Here is a 17491-nt window from a genome sequence, read left to right on the forward strand (position 1 = left end):
TGGGTGTGGCCGGTCAGTTCGTGACCTGCACCTGTATCTGCTCCAGCCGACGTGCCTTGGCCCGCCGTTCGGGTGCCGTCGGGTCGTCCACCGCGCCGGGGCGCGGTCCGGCGCGCTTCACGGACCGGTCGCGGAATGTCCTCGTGAGTCGTGCGAGGGCCTTGGAGCGGGGCGCCACGTCGATCTGGAAGTGGCATTCGGCCGCGGGAGAAAGATCGGCGCCCCAGCGCACCACGCCGTCGCAGTCGGCGAGGATGTCGCGCACGATCCTCTTCTGGTGAGGCCACAGGCCGTCGCCGGCCCCGAGCGGGTACTGCAGGGGGTGCAGGGCGACGGCGGTGCCGGAGAGGTAGTTCGACTCGAAGGCGGCCCGTACGGCGGGGTCGGTCCGGTGGCCCGCGACGTCCCCGGAACCGTGCAGCGGGGCGACCTCGTAGTGCCAGCGCCTCGCGACGTGCAGCAGGACGGCGGCCGCGGCGTGATGCAGCCGTACGGTGGCGTCGGAGCCCTCTACGGGGAACGCCGCGACGGCGTCCGCGTCGATCGTCCAGCCGTTGTCGCTGTGCTCGGAGGTCCAGTCCTTCGCCGCCCGGTCGGCCGTGCCCGGGGCGTCGGCCGTGTCGGCAGCCCATGTCGGACGGGGCAGTGCGGTCAGCGCGGCGGCTGCTCCGGTGCCCAGCAGCAAGGTGCGGCGGTCGATGCTCACAGCGAGCCTCCCTCGGCTTCGACGCGGTCGGTCAGGGCCCAACGGAAGCCCAGCAGGAAGGAGTTCAACTCCGAGGCGGGAATCGAGGTGGGCAGTTGGTCGGTGTCCTCCAGCAGGCCGTCCAACTGCCACAGGTTCGCGCCGGACTCCAACAGGTCGTCGCCGACCAGAACGGCCTTGGCGAGGCGTTCGATGTTCGCGCTGTCCGCGCCGAACCGGTTCACGTAGAAGGCGCGGAAGCGGTGGGGAGCGTTGACGTCGCCACCTATGCTCGCCCGTGAGTAGTAGTCCGACACGGCCTGTGAGATGCGCTGTCCGGAACGGATGCGGAGACCGAGGTTGAACGCGTCGGCGTCCTCCAGGAAGTCGCCGTAGCCGAAGGTGGAGTCGACGTCGGGCCTGGCGAGGCGGTCCTGGCAGAACGCCAGACCAGTCGGGTAGGCGTTCCTGTTCTTGCGCCACTCGGCGTAGAAGGTCATCAGGTCGCCGCCCCAGCCCACGGTGTCGCCGAAGTTGGCCTCGCTGGTGTTGCTCGCGTACTCCGCGATGCCCTCGGTGGAGGCCATGAGGTGCTGGGTACCGAGTGTGGCCTGCGTGACCGGGTCGGTGAACTCCAGGAAGTCCCGCACCGAGATGTCCCGAGCCTTTACATGCTTGATCCATTTCTCGTCGATCGGGTCGAGCAGCACGTTCCACGCGAGCGAGTCGTAGATCCCGTACCGGAAGAACTCCAGAACCAGCTGGTTGCGGCTCTTGCCCTGAGGGTCGTCGTAGAAGTCGGCCGCGGCTTCCAGCTTCTGCAACCCCACGACGAACTGATCGAGGCCCACCGCAGCCGAGTTGACCGAAGCCGACCCGGAGTCGGTCGTCTCCCGCCAGACGTCGTGGTCGAGGTCCCGTACGCCGTCGCCGTCGAAGTCGTACTCGCGGATCTGGTTGATCGACCAGTTGCGCGGCAGCGGGTAGCCGAGATTGCCGGAGAACCCCCAGGACATGCCGGACACGAAGGACCAGCGGGCCCCGGTGTTGCGGGACACCTGGTCGCACACGTTGCGAGAGCCGTACACACCGAACTGGTAGTAGTTGCCGCGCTGCGCCAGGGCCGACCGGACGCCCTTGAAGTACGGGATGATGTGCGAGTTGATCTCGGTGCCGGTGGCGTCGTAGTCGACCGCGAAGTAGATGCATGTGCCCCGGTTGAAGCCGTGTCCCCTGGCCTTCGTGTACGCCTTCTCGGCGTCTTCCTCGCCTCTCGCGAAGGTGAACTCGCTCGCCTCCCCGCCGTAGTACTGGGAGATCGGGAAGACCCGCAGGCCGGAATCGAAGATGGCCTTCAGTTCGCCGGGCTTGATGGCCTTGTCGAGCCAGCCGTCGTCTCCCGGTCCGAACTTCTCGTCCAGGTAACGGCCGACGAGGCGGTAACCCTTGCCGTACAAGGCCTTGCCGCGTTCGGGCGTGATGGTCGTGATGCCGTCGCAGCCCTTGGCGGCGCGCATCGGGTCCCCCATGGAGACCAGCAGCTGCGCCCAGGTCTGGTAGTCGCCCTCGGCGTTGACCGGCTGGAGCAGGGAGAAACGCTTGAACGCGCGGATCCATTCGCCCTCGGCCGCCGCGTCGAAGGACGAGCTGTAGTGGTACTCGCCGTAGTCCTCGTCGTAAGTCGGGGAGTTGAAGCGGCATGCGGCTCGGAACAGGATGGCGAGGGGGCCGTCGTCCCCGGGGGTGTACGGGTTGCTCTTCAGACCCGCGATGGTCTTGTCCCCGAAGTACCCGGTGATCTCGTCCCTGGCGATGCCGATCTCGTACTGGATGGCCATCATCAGGCCCTGCTGGACGTCGCGCGAGTAGACGCCGTCGCAGGGAACGATGTTCATGGCGGGGATCCGGATGTCCACCACGTAGCGGGAATTGAGGTACCGCTGGATGCTCTGGATCGCCGCCTCGCCCTCGGGCACCCGGCGGAACTGGTCCATGCGCAGCAGCGCCTTGGTGACGCGGGCCCACAACTCGGCATCGACCGGCCGGCCGGCAGGGATGCCGATGTCGCCGTAGAGCTCGGTCATCGAGGCCTGGGCCGTGCTGTCCCAGGTGTCGGCCGTCGCCGAGCCGTAGTAGCCCTTGCACCACAAGGTCGCGTTGTAGATCCGGACGATGTTCTTGTTCGTCTCCGCGAAGGGTCTGAGGTTGCGTTCCTTGACCTTGGTGAACGTGCCGGGGCCGAAGTTCTGCACGGTGGGGGATATCCCGAGCTCGTGCTGGAGGCCCTGCGTGAGGCTGAGCACGGTGCCCCATCCGGTGGCGCCGTCTTCGTCGCAGGCGATGTACCCGGCCACGCCGGCGTATGTGTCGTTGACCCATCTCTGGGCCGCGAGCACGTTGGGATCGCTCACGGAATCATCTCCCCCTGTGGCGTTCGGACTCTGGATGGCAGGCGGCGCGGGGGTGGACCGCGCTGCCTGCCATGACGGTTCGAGGATGCGATGTGCCGGATCAGGTGCGCCAGCACGGTCGGGGAGGTGGGGTGATCATGGGATGCGGTCGGCTCTGACCTGCGGTGATTCCGTCCCTGGTGGGGTTGGGGCGGGACGCTGTGACGGTGGCCCGTGGGTCCGTGAGCCGTGACCGGCCGCAGAACGACGGCGTGGGCGACGTGCTCACGACACGTCGGCTCTGGGATCCTTGGACAGGCTGTTCGGACAACATGGGGGTGGACCATGTCCCGGTGGAAGGACCTGCCCGAGTCGCTCGATCCGCGACTTCGGCAGCTCGTGGTGCAGTTGCGCGAGCACAAGGACCGCAGCGAACTGAGCATCACGGCGCTCGCGTCCAGGACGGGATTCGGCAAATCGTCCTGGGACCGCTATCTCAACGGCAGGGCGCTGCCGCCGGAGGAGGCGGTCGAGGCGCTCGCGCGGGCCTGCGACACGGAGGCCGCACCCCTGCTGGCGCTCCGGGAACTGGCGGCGGAGGCGCCGATGCCGTCGTCGGCACCGGAGACGGCCGGTTCGCCGGACACGCCGGATGCGGACCACCTACGGGTACGCCCGGCTTCGCGCCAGCCCGTGCCCTGGCCGGCCATCCTGCTCTCCAGTGTCACCACGTCCCTGGTGATGCTGGCCGGCCTGGTGCTACTGGCTCCGTGGGAGGACACCGCCACGCAAACGCCGGCCGCCGCGGACCGGAAGCCGTACACCGGCGCGGTCCACCCCTCTTTCGGAGCGTTCGTCTACAAGGCCGGCACGACGTACGAGTGCGAGGTCGAGCGGGACGACGAGGACGGCCTGCTGTACGCGGGCTACAGCCGCACGCGCACGGAGCAGCTCCAGCGGGACGCGTCCCGTTGGGCGGTCGTGGAGGCACAGTGCCTCCTGGAGCACCACGGCGTCTCGCCGGGCGTCGTCGACGGAGCCTTCGGCAACAACACCGAACGCGCGGTACGGCGGCTCCAGGACCAGGGCAAGATCGCGGTGGACGGGATAGTCGGCCCGGACACCTGGAAGGTGCTGCGCACGTGAGCGAGCGCGGCCCCCGGCGGGCGGGCGGTCCGCGAGAGGTGCCCCCGGAGTGCGCCCGGCTCGCCACGACGCTGCGCGAGCTGCGCGTCGGTACGGGGCTGAGTCTGGCCGCGCTGGCCACCAAGACCCCCTACAGCAAGTCCTCGTGGGAGCGCTACCTCAACGGCCGGACCCTGCCGCCTCGGCAGGCGGTGGAGCAACTGTGCGCGCTGGCAGGCGTGAAACCGCAGCGCCCGCTCGCCCTGTGGCAGCTGGCGGAAGCCGCGTGGAGCGGCCGGGCCGGGCGGACGGGGCGCCCGGAGACAGCGGAGAGCGCGGCCAGGAGTACGACGCCGAAGGAGGAGGTTGCGCGTACGAGGCCCGGCGCGGCACCCCCTCCTGCCGATTCGGCGACGCCCCGATCCCGTATCCCCTGGCTCTACGCCGGAGCCCTCGGCGTGCTCGCCCTCCTGGCCGCCGGGACGCTGATCGTGCTGGCCGGCCCCGGCGACCGCCCGGTCGGTGACCGCACCGCGGCGGCGGACTTCTCCGCCCCGGGCCCTGGTTGCCACGCCGCCTCCTGCACCGGCAAGGGTGCCGAGGACCAGGAGTGCTCCACGGCGGCGGAGCCACCCCTCTCCCTGGGGGAGCAGCGCCTCGACGGCACGATGGTCAAGGTGCGCCACTCCGACGTGTGCGACACGGTGTGGGCCCGTATCGACCGGGGCACGAGGGGCGACCGCGTGGAGCTCGTCGTGCCGGGCCACGATGTCCAACAGGCCCAGGTCAAGGACGAGTTCGACGAGATGAGCTCGGTGTCGACGCCCATGACGGCCGTCTCCGACGCGGAGCTGAACCGCGTACGGGCCTGTCTGATGCGTCAAGGGGAACGGCGGTGTTTCACCGTGACACCGGACTGAGCCGGGGCCGTAAGGCCGGGCCTGCCGGTTGCGACCGACGGGCCCTTGGCGGAGGTGATCCTCAGACCTTCTTGAACCAGACGTCCCTACCGGCGGCCGTCCAGTGGCTGCCGTCGCCGGGCGCCTTGGTGAACTCGTCCTTGTCGCCCTCCGGGCAAGCCTCGGGCGAGTAGTCCCAGTCGGACTCGCCGTTCTTGCCCTTCCAGTGGATGGCGATCTGGACGCAATAGCCGTCCGCCTTGAGATCCTTGACCCAGCCCTCGGCCTTGTGCGGGGTGGCGCAGCCCTTCGTGGAGCCCCACGATTCGGTCTGCTCCCAATGGCAGTTCCAGACCTTGGTGCTGAGCTCCTCGCTGGTGACGCGGATCCAGCCGTCCCCTGCAGGCGCCTGAGGATCCGTCGTGGACGCACCGGCGGGTATCGCGACACCGGCCCAGAGAGCCGCCGCCGCTGCGGCCGCCACAGCGGACTTGCGCATGATCGACATGGTGTTCTTCCTTCCCCCGTTCGGGACAACGAGCCCCGTGGGGAGCCCCCACGGGGTGTTCAAGGTCCACTGTGGCGGGATCGACGGGTGGGCGGTACCTAGAACAATTCAGGGCGCAGCTCGCACCACACGGTCTTGCCGGCGGGGGTCAGCCACACGCCCCAGCGCCGCGCGACCGCGTCGAGCAGCAGGAGCCCACGGCCCGTCTCGTCGTCCTCGCCGGGCTGGCGTGCGATGAGCCAAGCGTGCGGATCGGGGTCGGTGACCTCCACCCGCACACGGCCGTCCTGGCCGCACACCAGGCGAACGGTCACGGGTGTGCCTTCGCCGACGTGGGCGATCACATTGGTGAGCAACTCGCTGACGCAGAGCTGTACTTCGGGGCACGGTACGCCCAGGTGCTCGCGTACGGAGCGGCGTACCTCGGGTACGGCCTTGGGGAGCGCGAGCAGTTCGAGGACGAACGGTCCGGTCACCGGTCGGCCGCCTTGCGCAGGGCGGTGATGAGGGCCTGGGCAGCGGCCGCGTTGCAGTTACCGAGTGCGATGAGGGGCGGTGCCGTGTACCCGGCCGCGAAGGTCGGCATGTCGATGCCGAGGGAGGGGAGCGTGATGCCGTTCGCCTCCAGGGCGGTGCGGAGTTGTTCGAGGCAGGCCGTGGTGTCGTGGTGGGGGTGCATGGGCGCCGCCTTTCTGCGTCCTGTGCGTTCTGTGAGGAATCAGTCACAGACTGGCGTCACGCGGCGTACCGTGAAAGGCGTTTGGATTGCGCACGGTAACTGGCAAATGGCGGTGGTGAGTTGTGCCCCCTCGTAAGGATCCCGACGCGTCGGCGAACATCCCCTCCTTCTACGGCGCCGAGTTGCGCTTCAAGAGGGAGGACGCAGGCCTGACGCTCGAACAGCTGGCGGAAGGGAGCTTTCGGGGCATCCCGTTCCTCAGCCAGATCGAGCGGGGCGAGCGGCGCATGCCGATGGATCTGGCCCGGCACGTCGACAAGGTGTTGAAGACGGACGGCTTTTTCGAGCGGCGCTGTGAAGACGCCCGCAAGGCGAAGCAGTCGGGGCATGCGGAGTACTTCGCGGATGTCGCGGAGATGGAGAAGCATGCGGAGACGATCGAGGACTGGGCGCCGATGCTTGTGCCTGGGCTGCTGCAGACGCCGGACTACGCGCGGGCGATCGTTCGGGCGGCCATGCCCCGTGCCTCCGACGAAGAGGTCGAGGAGAAGGTGAACGTCCGGATGGCGCGGGCGGAGCTCTTCGGCTCGGAGAATCCGCCGAAGTTCTGGGCGATCCTGGACGAGTCGCTGATCCGGCGCCGGGTACTCCCGGCCGAGCAGATGGCCGAACTGCTGGAACACATCGCGGGGGTGGTCAGGACCACGCACTCGATTCTGCAGATCGTTCCGGAAGACGTGGCCGCCCATCCGTTCATGATGGGCATGACCAGGATCATGACCTTCGCGGATGCCCCTCCTGTGGTGTACGCCGAGAGTCTGCACAGCGGGCAACTCATCGACTACCCGGCGCTCGTGAAGCAGTACCGCGAGTCGTACGATCTGCTCAGGGCCGCCGCATTGTCGCCTGAGGCGTCCCTGGCCATGATCCAGGCAGCGGCGGAGGACTATCGAGATGGCAAGCCACGAGATTGACCTGAGCTCGGCGCTGTGGCGCAAGAGCAGCTACAGCAACGGCACCGGCGGTGAGTGCGTCGAGGTCGCCGACAACCTGCCCGCCCTCGTCCCCGTCCGCGACTCCAAGAACCCGGAGGGCCCCGCGCTGGTGTTCCCCACCCACGCCTGGGCCCTCTTCGTCCGCTCGCTCTGAGGCTGGGACCCTGCGGAGATCAGGCCTCCTTGGCCTTGCGCAGCGCCTGCCAGGTCTTCGGCCCCACGATGCCGTCGGCATCCAGCCCGGTCCGCTTCTGGAAGGTGACGACCGCACCGTGGGTCAGCGGGCCGAAGTCGCCGTCGACCTCGCCGACCTCGGTGATGCCGTGCAGGTACCTGAGCAGGCACTGGGCCTCGCGGACCTGGCTGCCGCCGTCGCCCTGCGCGATGGTGAAGTCCCATGTGCTGTTCCAGCCGGCGGTGTAGCCGTGGCCGTGCTTGCCGTCCTCGTACACCACAGGCCGCTCGCAGCTGGGCGGTGCCGTGGCGGCCGGGGCCTGGTCGCGCAGGGTGTACGTCACCGTCATCGCCGCCCCCATGGCCACCGCCGCGAGCGCCGCGACGAGCACCGGACGTCGCCATCGGCGGGGCCGCAGTCTGGGCAGCCGGGCCGAGCGAGCGGTGCCGGCCGCCTGCTCCACCCGGCGCAGCAGCGCTGGGGTGTCGGGGACGCGGGTGACACGTTCCGCGTGTCTGGGTGCCAGGCAGTCCCGGATGATCTCCTCCCACACGTCGGGCAGTTCGGGGGACAGGCGCAGTTCCTCGGTGCCGCGCGCGTAGCGCGTCGCCGCGTCGCAGCGTGCCTCCGTCGTGCCGCCCGGCAGCGGGAAGGTACCGGTCAGGACGATGTGGGCGAGGACGCCGAAGGCCCAGACGTCGGCGGAGGGCCGGATGCGGGTGCCCCGCTCGTCGATCTCGGGCCAGAGCAGCTCGGGCGGGGTGTAGTCGGGTGTGGCGAAGGCTGGGGCGTAGGCGTGGGTGCCTTCGAGCTCGGCGGCCATGTTGAAGTCGGCCAGTCGTACCGAACCGTCCTTGAGCAGCAGTACGTTGGCGGGCTTCAGGTCGCCGTGCACCCAGCCGGCGTGGTGCAGCTGGTGCAGGCCCTCGCAGATCTGGGCCAGCAGGGCGGGGCCCGCCTCCGGCTTCGGCGTGCGTTCGAGTACGGCGTCCAGGGAGCCCTCGGCTCGCTCCAGGACGAGGACCGTGGCGCCGTCCAGCTCCGGGTGGTCCGGGGCGTCGACCGTCATCGTGTCGTACATGCGGATCAGCCGGGGTGCCCGCAGCCTGCCCAGCAAGTCCACCTCGCGCTCGGCCAGTTCGCGCAGGTGGCGCAGTTGACGCGGGGTGCGGGTGCCGGTGGGCAGGAACTTCAGCGCCGCCTCGCGGGGGAGCTCCGGAGCCCGCTCCCCGGTGAGCCGCGCCGCGTAGACGGTGGCGAACGCACCGGAGGCCAGCGGCTCGCGAACCTCCCAGTGACCGACCCGGTATCCCTTCGGGACGGGGACGACGTACGACTGCCCGGTCACCGGACCACCTCGCTCGGGCCTACGGCGAGCACGGCGAGGTCGTCCTCGCGGACGAGGTCGAAGCGGAGCGCGAGCGAGACCAGCGATTCCTTCTTGCCGTTGACTCGCTGTCCGGGCTCGGCGGTATCGGGGCCGGGGCGCAGGCGCAGCTTGAGTGCCAGGTAGTCGATGTTCCAGTAGACCGCGGACCTGCTGACCGCCGGCCAGACCGACCGCAGGCGTTCCACCAACTGCTCGACCGCCGGCAGCGAGGCGTGCGGTTCCCCGCGCAGGCGGGGTTCGCACAGCGCGGTCAGCACCGCGAAGTACCGCTTGCTGCGGTCGAGAGTGAACGCCGGTGCGGTGAGGGCACCGGAGAGACCGGTGCGCGCGACGCTGCGGAAGGTGTGGCGTGGTGCCCATACGTCGAAGGCGAGCAGATCGCCCGCCGCGGGCAGGACCACGCGCGAGAACTCGAACGGCACGGGCGCGTCGAGCCGGCCCGGCCCGACCTTGATGTGCTCACCCGCGCCTTCCGGGTTCTCCACGACGTAGGTCTGGTCCTCGCTGTGGTTGCTCAGCAGCCAGAAGTTGCGGTGCGCCGCGATCTCACCGGCTACCCGGGGCACCCCTTCGTGCGTGATGGAGAGGCCGCCGGTGCCCGCCCTGCCGAAGGCGAGCCGTTCACCTGTGGCGATTTTGATCTGGTCGTCCGCCCTGGCGCAGGCCGGTGGTACGACGATGACGCTGTACATGGATTCGTCCCCTCGCCCGATTCCATGAGGGCCACCCTCCCCCAGTCCAACTAAGAGGAGAATAGGGGACGTTCATGACGGAGGACGAAGCTTTGCCCGTGCCCCGGCGCGTCCGTGCGGCGGCCTCCGGCCCTCCCCCGAGGGAGCCGGAGGCCGTGGATCGGGTGGTCAGCAGGTGGGCAGGCCCGGGACGGGCTCGTAGTTGTTGCCGCCCGAGACCTTCGTCGCCGGGAACCAGCCCCAGGCCTTGTGCTCGCTGCCGGTGTCGCCCTGGGTGTAGAGCCACCAGTCGTTCCGGGCGTTGCCGACGGGCGGGTTCTCATAGCCCGGGGTCTTCGTCTGGCAGACGAACCAGTTGTCGCCCGCGTACATGTAGCCGATCTTGTTGCGGGCCCAGATGATGTCGCCACCCTGGTAGTTGTGGCAGTAGCGAGCCGTGTAGGTGCGCCCCTCGGGGTCGGTCTTCGTGCCGGCGTTCCCCCAGCAGCCGTTCGGTGCCGCCGACGCGCCCGTCGGGGTCAGGGCGATCGCGCCCGTGGCCAGTACGGCCGCCGCACCCAGCGAGGCGAGCATGCGCTTCATGGTCGGTGTCCTTCCGGTGGTGCCACCCCCGTTGGTGGACAGGAACACCGTGTCGCCGGCCGCCCGCGAGCGGTACCTCAGACCTCTCAGGGTCACTTCTTGCCGGGCGGCGTGTACTCCTTGAGGTAGTGGGCGACGCGGGCGGCGTAGTCGCGGTACTTCGGGGGAACACCGCCCGCGTTGTTCACGACCTTGGTCGAGGTCCGGTACGCGGCCGCCAGCAGCACCTGGCGGTCGCCGGACAAGCCGTTCTGATCGAGGAGCGGTTCCATGTAGCAGAGGTAGCGGCCCACGGCCGGGATGGACTCGGCCGGCGTGAGGGGAGGCTTGGGGGTCTCCGTCGCGGGGACGCCGTCCGCGCGGATCCACCAGCGCAGCAGGCTCGGCGTCCAGCGGGCGATGCCGTACTCGCCCTCCTTGCCCACCGACGGGTCGGAGAGGTCCGGGTCGAAGTTGCTCTCCGCCTTCAGCAGGGCGGCGATCAGCGCGGGGGTGACCTCCGGCTGGACGCAGTCGTGGGCGGAGTCGACGATCAGGCGGCGATAGGCCACCGGGACGCCTTTGTCCGTACGGAGTTCGGATGCGCCGTACGTCGCGGCCGTGGCCTTCGTGGTCTCGCCGCCCGAGCCGCCGGCACCCTCGGTCCCGGTACCGGCCCAGGTGCTGATGCCGTAGCCGAGGGCGGACACCGCCACCACGGCGGTCGCGGCGGCCAGCATCGTCGTACGGCGGGAGCGGCGGCGTGGGAGCAGGACGCGCGGCAGGCGCGGTGAGCGGCCGGTGCCCGCCGCGGCCTCCACCCGCCGCAGCAGCGCCTGACTGCCGATCCGGTCGGTGTGCGTACGGGTCAGACAGTCCCGCACGATCTCCCGCCAGGCGTCCGGGAGTTCGGGCGACAGACGCAGCTCGTCGGTGCCGCGGGCGTAGGCGGCGGCCGCGTCGCGGCGGGTCGTCGGTGTGGCGCCGGGGAGCGGGAAGGAGCCGGTGAGGACCAGATGGGCCAGGACGCCGAACGCCCAGACGTCGGCCGACGGGCGGATCCGGCGGCCCCGCTCGCCGATCTCCGACCAGAGCAGCTCCGGCGGCGTGTAGTCGGGCGTCGAGAAGGCGGGTGTGTACGCGTGCGTGCCCTCCAGCTCCGCCGCCATGTTGAAGTCGGCGAGCCGCGCCGAACCGTCCTTCATCAGCAGCACATTGGCCGGTTTGAGGTCCCCGTGCACCCAGCCGGCGTGGTGCAGCTGCGCCAGCCCCTCGCAGATCTGCGCGAGCAGGGCGGGACCGGCGGCGGGCCGCGGCTCCGCCTGGAGCAGCGCGGACAGGGAGCGCTCCGCCTTCTCCAGTACGAGGACCGTGGCGCCGTCGAGGGCCGGGTGGTCCGCGTCGTCGACGACGAGGGTCTCGTACATCCGGATCAGCCGTGGCTGCTTCAGTCTGCGGTGCAACTCGACCTCGCGGTCGATGAGTTCGCGCAGGTGGGCGAGTTGGCGGGGGGTTCCGGTGCCGGTGGGCAGGAACTTCAGGGCCACCTCGGCCGGCCGGTCCGTGTCGGCTGCGGCGCGCCTGCCCTCGTACACGCTCCCGAACGCCCCCGTGGCGATCGGCTCCCGCACCTGCCATCCGCCCACCCGGTACCCCTTCGGCACCGGCACGGCGTACGGCTCGGTCACCGGGCCGCCCGGCCGGGCGCGGGGGCCGATGAGGACGCGGGCTCTCTCAGCACGATGAGGTCGTCTTCCCGTACGAGATCGAAACGGAGCGCCAGCGACACCAGGGACTCCTTCTTGCCGTTGAGGCGCGGGCCGGTGTCCGCGGTCTCCGGGCCGGGCTTGAGCCGCAGCTTCACGGCGAGGTAGTCGATGTTCCATTGAACCGACGTACGGGACGCCGCAGGCCAGTGGGGGCGGAGCCGGTCCACGACCTGGTCGACCGTGGGCAGTGGGGCGTGCGGTTCGCCGCGCAGCCGGGGTTCGCACAGGGCGGCCAGGACCGCGAAGTACCGCTTGGTGCGGTCGACCGAGAAGGCCGGGGCGGTCGTCGCGCCGTCCAGGCCGCCGTCGGGGCTGAGGTAGTCGTGGCGCGGCGCCCACACCTCGACCGCCAGCAGATCGCCGGCCGCCGGCAGCACGATCCGCGAGAACTCGAAGGGGACCGGCGCGTCCAGCCGCCCCGGCCCGACCTTGATGTGCTCGCCCGCACCCTCCGGGTTCTCCACGACGTACGTCTGTTCCCGGCTGAGGTTGCTCAGTATCCAGAAGGCGCCCTGCGCGGTGATCTCACCGGCTCTGCGGGACACCCCGTCGTGCGCGATGGTGAGGTCGTTGTCGGAAGCGGAACGCCCGAAGCTGAGCCGCTCGCCGGGCGCGAGTCGGAGCTGGGCGCGGTCGGTCGTCTCGTCCTCCGTGGTCGGCGGAGGTACCACGATGATGCTGTACAAGGTGCGTCTCCCCGTGCCTGACGGCTACCCACGTCAGAGTAGGGCGACGCAGCGGGGCCGTGTCCCCCTCATACGGGTGAGACACGGCCCCGGCTGTTAATTGGCGTGAACTCTTCAGTCACGCGTGAAGCTGCGTGAATGTTCGGTGAATCCCGTGCAGCGTTCAGTAACGCGGGCGGCTGAACCAGGCCGTCGCCGCGCTGTTGACCATCGAGGCGAGGATGATGCCGGCGATGGCGAGGGAGATGAGGCCGCCGAAGGTGGCGGAGCCCGTCCCCCCGGCCACGATGTTGTAGATGCTGCCGAGGACCATCAGCGACGCGTACACGATCGTCGTGATGCGGATGCCGCTGCCACCGTTCTTGAACTTGACGCCCAGGAAGATGGAGAGGGCGCCCAGGGCCACCAGGAGGCCCGCGACCAGGAAGCCGAGACCGGCCAGGGTGTCGGTGGAGTCGCCGCTGCCGACGCCGTTGGACACGTCCTGGACGGCACCGATGGCGACACCGGTGATGATGCCGAACAGGATGTCGAAACCGGCGAGGATGAAGAGGAAGACGCGCGCGGTCTTCATCAGACCGGGCATCTCCATCGGCATCATGTTCCCGCCCGGGTAGCCGGGGTAGCCGGGGTAGGCAGCCTGGCCCTGCTGCGGGTAGCCGTAGCCGGCCGGCTGCTGGGGAGCGGCGCCCTGCGGGTAGCCGTAGCCCGGCTGGGCCGGGGGCTGCTGCGGCGGGTAGCCGGGCTGGCCCTGAGGCGGCTGCGGCGGGCCGTAAGGGTTGTTCGGGTCGCCGAAACTCATGGCGGTCTTTCCTCCGTTGTTTCCGAGTGCGGGGACGCGCGGCACGGTTCGGAGGAAGGTCTTCGGATGCGGTGTGTCCCCCCGGTACTGCCCGCGGCACTTCTGTCACATCGTTCTTTAGTCGGCTCTTACTTGTCCAGCCGCATTCCCTATGTGTTGTGCAAGTGCAACATCACTGATCATGGGGGGATACGGGCGGAGATACGGTGTCCAAGGCCACAGGCGACCCGGATTGGAACCGGGAGGGCGTCATCCGCGAGGATGGGACCCATGACCGCCCAGATTCTCGATGGCAAGGCCACCGCAGCCGCGATCAAGTCCGATCTGACCGCCCGCGTGGCGGCGCTGAAGGAGAAGGGCGTCACGCCCGGCCTCGGCACGATCCTGGTCGGGGACGACCCCGGCAGCCAGAAGTACGTCGCCGGCAAGCACCGCGACTGCGCCCAGGTCGGCATCGCCTCCATCCAGCGCGAGCTGCCCGCCACGGCGACGCAGGAGGAGATCGAGGCCGTCGTCCGCGAGCTGAACGAGGACCCGGCCTGCACCGGCTACATCGTCCAGCTGCCGCTGCCCAAGGGCATCGACGAGAACCGCATCCTCGAGCTGATGGACCCGGACAAGGACGCCGACGGGCTCCACCCGATGAACCTCGGCCGCCTGGTCCTGAACGAGCCGGCCCCGCTGCCCTGCACCCCCAACGGAGTCCTCACCCTGCTCCGCCGGCACGGCGTGGAGATCAAGGGCGCCGAGGTCGTGGTCGTCGGCCGCGGTGTCACCATCGGCCGCCCGATGCCGCTGCTGCTGACCCGGCGCAGCGAGAACGCGACCGTGACCCAGTGCCACACGGGCACCCGGGACCTGGCGGCGCACCTGCGTCGCGCGGACATCATCGTCGCGGCCGCGGGCTCCGCCCACCTGGTCCGCCCCGAGGACGTGAAGCCCGGCGCGGCCGTCCTCGACGTCGGTGTCTCGCGCAACGCCGAGGGCAAGATCGTGGGCGACGTCCACCCCGGCGTCGCTGAGGTGGCCGGCTGGATCTCCCCGAACCCCGGTGGCGTCGGCCCGATGACCCGGGCGCAGCTGCTGGTCAACGTGGTCGAGGCGGCGGAGCGCAGTGTCGGTTGAGGGTTCCGCCGGCAGGGCGGAGGACATGGCCAGGGCGCAGGACGCCGCCGGGGCGGAGGAGATCGAGGTCCGGGACCCGGTGAGCGCCCCGGACGCGGACGGTGTGCCCCGGCGGACCACCCGCCGGTTCCCGCTGTTCACCAGGGACACGGCCCGCCCTGAGGGCGGCGGCCGGGCCGCGGGCGGTGACGCCCCCGCCCCCGCCCGGCAGTGGCCCGTCCTGCTCGTCCTCGGCCTGGTCGGGGTCGGCCTGTTCATCACCGCGCTCGACGTCTTCCGCGTCGGCACGCTGGTGATCGGCGGTGCCCTGCTGGCCGGCGCGGTGCTGCGCTGGCTCCTGCCGAGCGTCGGCATGCTCGCCGTGCGCTCGCGCTTCACGGACATAGTGACGTACGGCGGGCTGGGCCTCGTGATCGTGCTGCTGGCGTTGATGGCGCAGCCGAAGCCGCTGCTGGTGATCCCGTTCCTGAAGGACACCCTGCACTTCACGGTGAGCAACTGACTCCGGTCCCGGTCCTTGCGTGACGGCGGCCCGTCCCCTCCCCCGAGGAAGGACGGGCCGCCGTCTTCGTCAACCCTCGGGCACGCTGAAGGGGCTGTTCAACGCCTGTCAGTGCGCTGTGGCACGGAAGTGACCGTTCCGCTACGTCGGGGTACATCGGGGTGCGTCGGGAACCATTGCGCCGCTCCGTGTCGTCACCCGATCGGATCTGGTTCGGAGGCGATGGGTGCCTGGCAGCCGCTGCCCGACGATCTGCCGCCGGAGGTGCGGCACTTCGTGGAGCAGTTGCGGCAGCTCAAGGACCGTACGGGCCTGAGCCTGGTCGCGCTGGGTGCGCGCACGGCGTACAGCAAGTCCTCCTGGCAGCGTTACCTCAACGCCACCCAGCCCCCGCCCCGGCAGGCGGTCGACGCACTGTGCCGGGTGGCGGGGATCGACAAGGAGGAGGCGGAGCGCTTCGGGGTCCGGTGGGAACTGGCCGTGCAGGCGTGGCCGAAGCCCGCGACGGTGCCGGCGAAGCCGGAGGGTGCGGACGGGGCCGAGGAGTACGAGGACGACCCCACCCTTCCGTGGTGGGACGCCCCGCCGAAGAAGCAGGAGCCACCGTCGCGTCGGCTGCTGGCGGTCGCCGTCGCGCTCGTCGTGGTTCTGGTGCTGACGGCGGTGATCGGGGCCCTTGCGCTGGGCTGAGCTCGGCGAGGCGTTCGCGTCTTGATTGCCCGAATGCGGCGCATGTGACGCAGGTGATCGTTTATGTGCTTTCTGTGTGTCGATGTGTTGACAAGTTCGCGGATTTGCAAGGAAGTCACTCAACGGGCGGGCTAGCGTGGTCGATCGGGACGGGTCGGGGCGTCCCGAGTGGTTGGCAAGGGCTTACTGCCAGGGTTGCGTCGGCCGGAGAGGGAAGCCGGTGGAACACTGGACGCGGTCCGGTGGGCGTGCAACGGTGCATGGCCACGGTTCCGATGCTCCCGTGCGCCCCCACCCCGGGAACTGAGATCCTTGTTGGGCGCATCCCTGTGGGTAGCCAGAACGGGGACTCGGCAGAGGGCACCACGCGCGGGGGAAACGCGAGAAACACCAGCACGAACCGGGGGGAAGAGGGGGGAAGCAATGCCTCGTTGGAGGGCCTTGCCGGATGAACTCGATCCGCAGGTCAGGGAGTTCGCGAGCCAGCTGCGCCGGCTCGTGGACCGCAGCGGTCTGAGCATCGCGGCACTGGCCGACCGTACGGGATACAGCAAGACGTCCTGGGAGCGGTACCTGAACGGGCGGCTGCTCGCGCCCAAGGGCGCGATCGTGGCGCTCGCCGAGGTCACGGGCACCAATCCCGTTCATCTGACGACGATGTGGGAGCTCGCCGAACGGGCATGGAGCCGTTCGGAGATGCGCCACGACATGACCATGGAGGCGATCCGGATCTCCCAGGCGCGCGCCGCGCTGAGCGAGTTCGGGGCGCCGCCGGCGAACGCAAAGGGGAGCGCGAAGGCGGCCAAGACCGCCCGCAAGAGCGGCAGCGCGACGGCGACGCCTGGGGTGGCGGGACCGGCGGGCGTGGCCCCGACCGTGCCGCCCACGGTGCCGGCGCAGCCTACGGCGCCGGACGTGCGGGACTCCGCGGTGCGCGACTCGGCGGTCCGGGATACCCCGGTCCGGGACTCGGCCGTACGGGACTCGGCGGGCCGGGGCTCCGGCGGGGCTGACGTCCGCGACTCCGGCGGTAACTCGTGGGGGCTGGCGGGGTATCGAGGTCCGTCGCCGTCGGGTGGTCGTACGGCGGGAGCGGCGCCGTCGGGAACGGCCGGCGGGTCCGGCGGGCCCGGCGCGTCCGGCGGACCCGGGGTGTCCGGGGCGGTGTCGTCGGCTTCGGCGGGGATGCCGAGTCCGTACGGCGAGCCTCCGCAGAGGCCTCGTCCGGGGGGCCGATCCTCCGGCGGCGGTGGTGGCAAGCGGCGGCTGACGATGTTCCTCGCGGGGGTCGTCGGTGTGCTGGTCGTGATCGCGGCGGTGTTCTACCTCACCGACCCCGGCAGCGGGAACAAGGGCGAGGACGCGGCCAAGTCGCCCTCGCCTTCCGTGACGACGGATCCCGATCTGCCGGCCGGGGTGGAGTGCAGCGGTGCCTCCTGCACCGGCAAGGACGCGGAGAGCATGGGCTGCAGCGGTGACCTGGTGACGACCGCCAAGACGGCGACCGTCGGCACGGCCGTGGTCGAGGTGCGCTACAGCGAGACGTGCGGCGCGGCGTGGGGGCGTATCACTCAGGCCGCGCAAGGGGACGAGGTGGTGGTGAGGGTCGGCAAGACGAAGCAGACCGGATCGATCACCCTCGCCGGGGACACGATCGCGTACACGCCGATGGTGGCCGTGAAGGACGCGGGCGACGCCACGGCTTGCGCGACGCTGGCCGCGGGGCAGGAAGGGTGCACGCAGTAAGGACCCCTGGGACCCCAGCGGTTCTGCTTCTCGACGCCGGACAGGCAATCCCAGCCTGTCCGGCGTCCGGCG

The 17491-nt window shown here is 70.2% G+C and carries 19 protein-coding genes; 8 read left to right on the forward strand and 11 right to left on the reverse strand.

The window, feature by feature from the left end; all coding sequences use genetic code 11:
• Positions 1–13: 13 nt before the first annotated feature.
• Positions 14–706 (reverse strand): hypothetical protein, encoded by a 693-nt coding sequence (locus EHO50_RS24110; protein ID WP_128433242.1) that lies wholly within the window; start codon positions 704–706, stop codon positions 14–16.
• Entirely contained in the window at positions 703–3096 is a 2394-nt protein-coding gene (locus tag EHO50_RS24115) for a glycoside hydrolase domain-containing protein (RefSeq protein ID WP_128433243.1), read from the reverse strand. The genes EHO50_RS24110 and EHO50_RS24115 overlap by 4 nt, the downstream gene beginning before the upstream one ends.
• A 324-nt stretch (positions 3097–3420) precedes the next feature.
• On the opposite strand from EHO50_RS24115, the gene EHO50_RS24120 reads away from it, so the two are divergent.
• A complete protein-coding gene (locus EHO50_RS24120) occupies positions 3421–4221 on the forward strand; it encodes a helix-turn-helix domain-containing protein (RefSeq protein WP_128433244.1) in 801 nt (266 codons plus the stop codon).
• Positions 4218–5120, forward strand: coding sequence for a helix-turn-helix domain-containing protein (locus EHO50_RS24125; protein WP_128433245.1), 903 nt, complete (start codon positions 4218–4220; stop codon positions 5118–5120). Before EHO50_RS24120 ends, EHO50_RS24125 begins: the two co-directional genes overlap by 4 nt.
• A 61-nt stretch (positions 5121–5181) precedes the next feature.
• Here the strand turns inward: EHO50_RS24125 and EHO50_RS24130 are convergent, their stop codons facing one another.
• The 3 genes from EHO50_RS24130 to EHO50_RS24140 all read right to left on the reverse strand — a co-directional run bounded on the left by EHO50_RS24130 (position 5182) and on the right by EHO50_RS24140 (position 6286).
• On the reverse strand, positions 5182–5598 hold the full coding sequence (locus EHO50_RS24130) for a hypothetical protein (protein WP_128433246.1): 417 nt from the start codon (positions 5596–5598) through the stop codon (positions 5182–5184).
• A 107-nt stretch (positions 5599–5705) separates the two neighbouring features.
• Positions 5706–6083: an ATP-binding protein gene (locus EHO50_RS24135; RefSeq protein ID WP_128433247.1), complete on the reverse strand. Its 378-nt coding sequence runs from the start codon at positions 6081–6083 to the stop codon at positions 5706–5708.
• On the reverse strand, positions 6080–6286 hold the full coding sequence (locus tag EHO50_RS24140; RefSeq protein WP_128433248.1) for a hypothetical protein: 207 nt from the start codon (positions 6284–6286) through the stop codon (positions 6080–6082). Before EHO50_RS24140 ends, EHO50_RS24135 begins: the two co-directional genes overlap by 4 nt.
• 122 nt (positions 6287–6408) lie before the next feature.
• Between EHO50_RS24140 and EHO50_RS24145 the strand changes: the two genes are divergently transcribed.
• Positions 6409–7260, forward strand: coding sequence for a helix-turn-helix domain-containing protein (locus EHO50_RS24145; protein WP_128433249.1), 852 nt, complete (start codon positions 6409–6411; stop codon positions 7258–7260).
• The gene (locus EHO50_RS24150) at positions 7241–7435 is read left to right on the forward strand and encodes a DUF397 domain-containing protein (RefSeq protein ID WP_128433250.1); all 195 of its coding nucleotides are present in this window, start codon (positions 7241–7243) and stop codon (positions 7433–7435) included. The genes EHO50_RS24145 and EHO50_RS24150 overlap by 20 nt, the downstream gene beginning before the upstream one ends.
• 19 nt (positions 7436–7454) lie before the next feature.
• Here EHO50_RS24150 and EHO50_RS24155 read toward each other — a convergent pair whose 3' ends face one another.
• The 6 genes from EHO50_RS24155 to EHO50_RS24180 all read right to left on the reverse strand — a co-directional run bounded on the left by EHO50_RS24155 (position 7455) and on the right by EHO50_RS24180 (position 13356).
• Positions 7455–8804, reverse strand: coding sequence for a protein kinase domain-containing protein (locus tag EHO50_RS24155; protein WP_128433251.1), 1350 nt, complete (start codon positions 8802–8804; stop codon positions 7455–7457).
• On the reverse strand, positions 8801–9538 hold the full coding sequence (locus EHO50_RS24160; RefSeq protein WP_128433252.1) for an FHA domain-containing protein: 738 nt from the start codon (positions 9536–9538) through the stop codon (positions 8801–8803). The genes EHO50_RS24155 and EHO50_RS24160 overlap by 4 nt, the downstream gene beginning before the upstream one ends.
• Positions 9539–9706: 168 nt before the next feature.
• Positions 9707–10120, reverse strand: a complete 414-nt coding sequence (locus EHO50_RS24165) for a hypothetical protein (protein WP_246101369.1) — start codon at positions 10118–10120, stop codon at positions 9707–9709.
• Positions 10121–10212: 92 nt separating this feature from the next.
• A complete protein-coding gene (locus EHO50_RS24170) occupies positions 10213–11787 on the reverse strand; it encodes a protein kinase domain-containing protein (protein ID WP_128433253.1) in 1575 nt (524 codons plus the stop codon).
• Positions 11784–12554 carry an FHA domain-containing protein gene (locus EHO50_RS24175; protein ID WP_128433254.1) on the reverse strand — a complete coding sequence of 257 codons (771 nt, stop codon included), beginning with the start codon at positions 12552–12554 and terminating at the stop codon, positions 11784–11786. The genes EHO50_RS24170 and EHO50_RS24175 overlap by 4 nt, the downstream gene beginning before the upstream one ends.
• A 163-nt stretch (positions 12555–12717) precedes the next feature.
• A complete protein-coding gene (locus tag EHO50_RS24180; protein ID WP_128433255.1) occupies positions 12718–13356 on the reverse strand; it encodes a hypothetical protein in 639 nt (212 codons plus the stop codon).
• A 270-nt stretch (positions 13357–13626) separates the two neighbouring features.
• Between EHO50_RS24180 and EHO50_RS24185 the strand changes: the two genes are divergently transcribed.
• From EHO50_RS24185 to EHO50_RS24200, 4 genes are all read left to right on the forward strand, one after another.
• On the forward strand, positions 13627–14481 hold the full coding sequence (locus EHO50_RS24185; RefSeq protein WP_128433256.1) for a bifunctional methylenetetrahydrofolate dehydrogenase/methenyltetrahydrofolate cyclohydrolase: 855 nt from the start codon (positions 13627–13629) through the stop codon (positions 14479–14481).
• Between the two features lie 25 nt (positions 14482–14506).
• Positions 14507–14983 (forward strand): DUF3017 domain-containing protein, encoded by a 477-nt coding sequence (locus EHO50_RS24190; RefSeq protein WP_128433257.1) that lies wholly within the window; start codon positions 14507–14509, stop codon positions 14981–14983.
• A gap of 222 nt (positions 14984–15205) precedes the next feature.
• Complete coding sequence (locus EHO50_RS24195) at positions 15206–15673, forward strand: helix-turn-helix domain-containing protein (protein ID WP_128433258.1); 468 nt, start codon at positions 15206–15208, stop codon at positions 15671–15673.
• A 423-nt stretch (positions 15674–16096) separates the two neighbouring features.
• Positions 16097–17419, forward strand: coding sequence for a helix-turn-helix domain-containing protein (locus EHO50_RS24200; protein WP_128433259.1), 1323 nt, complete (start codon positions 16097–16099; stop codon positions 17417–17419).
• The last annotated feature ends 72 nt before the right edge of the window (positions 17420–17491 follow it).

Origin of the sequence: Streptomyces cyaneus, assembly GCF_004028635.1 — a bacterium.
Classification (GTDB): domain Bacteria; phylum Actinomycetota; class Actinomycetes; order Streptomycetales; family Streptomycetaceae; genus Streptomyces; species Streptomyces cyaneus.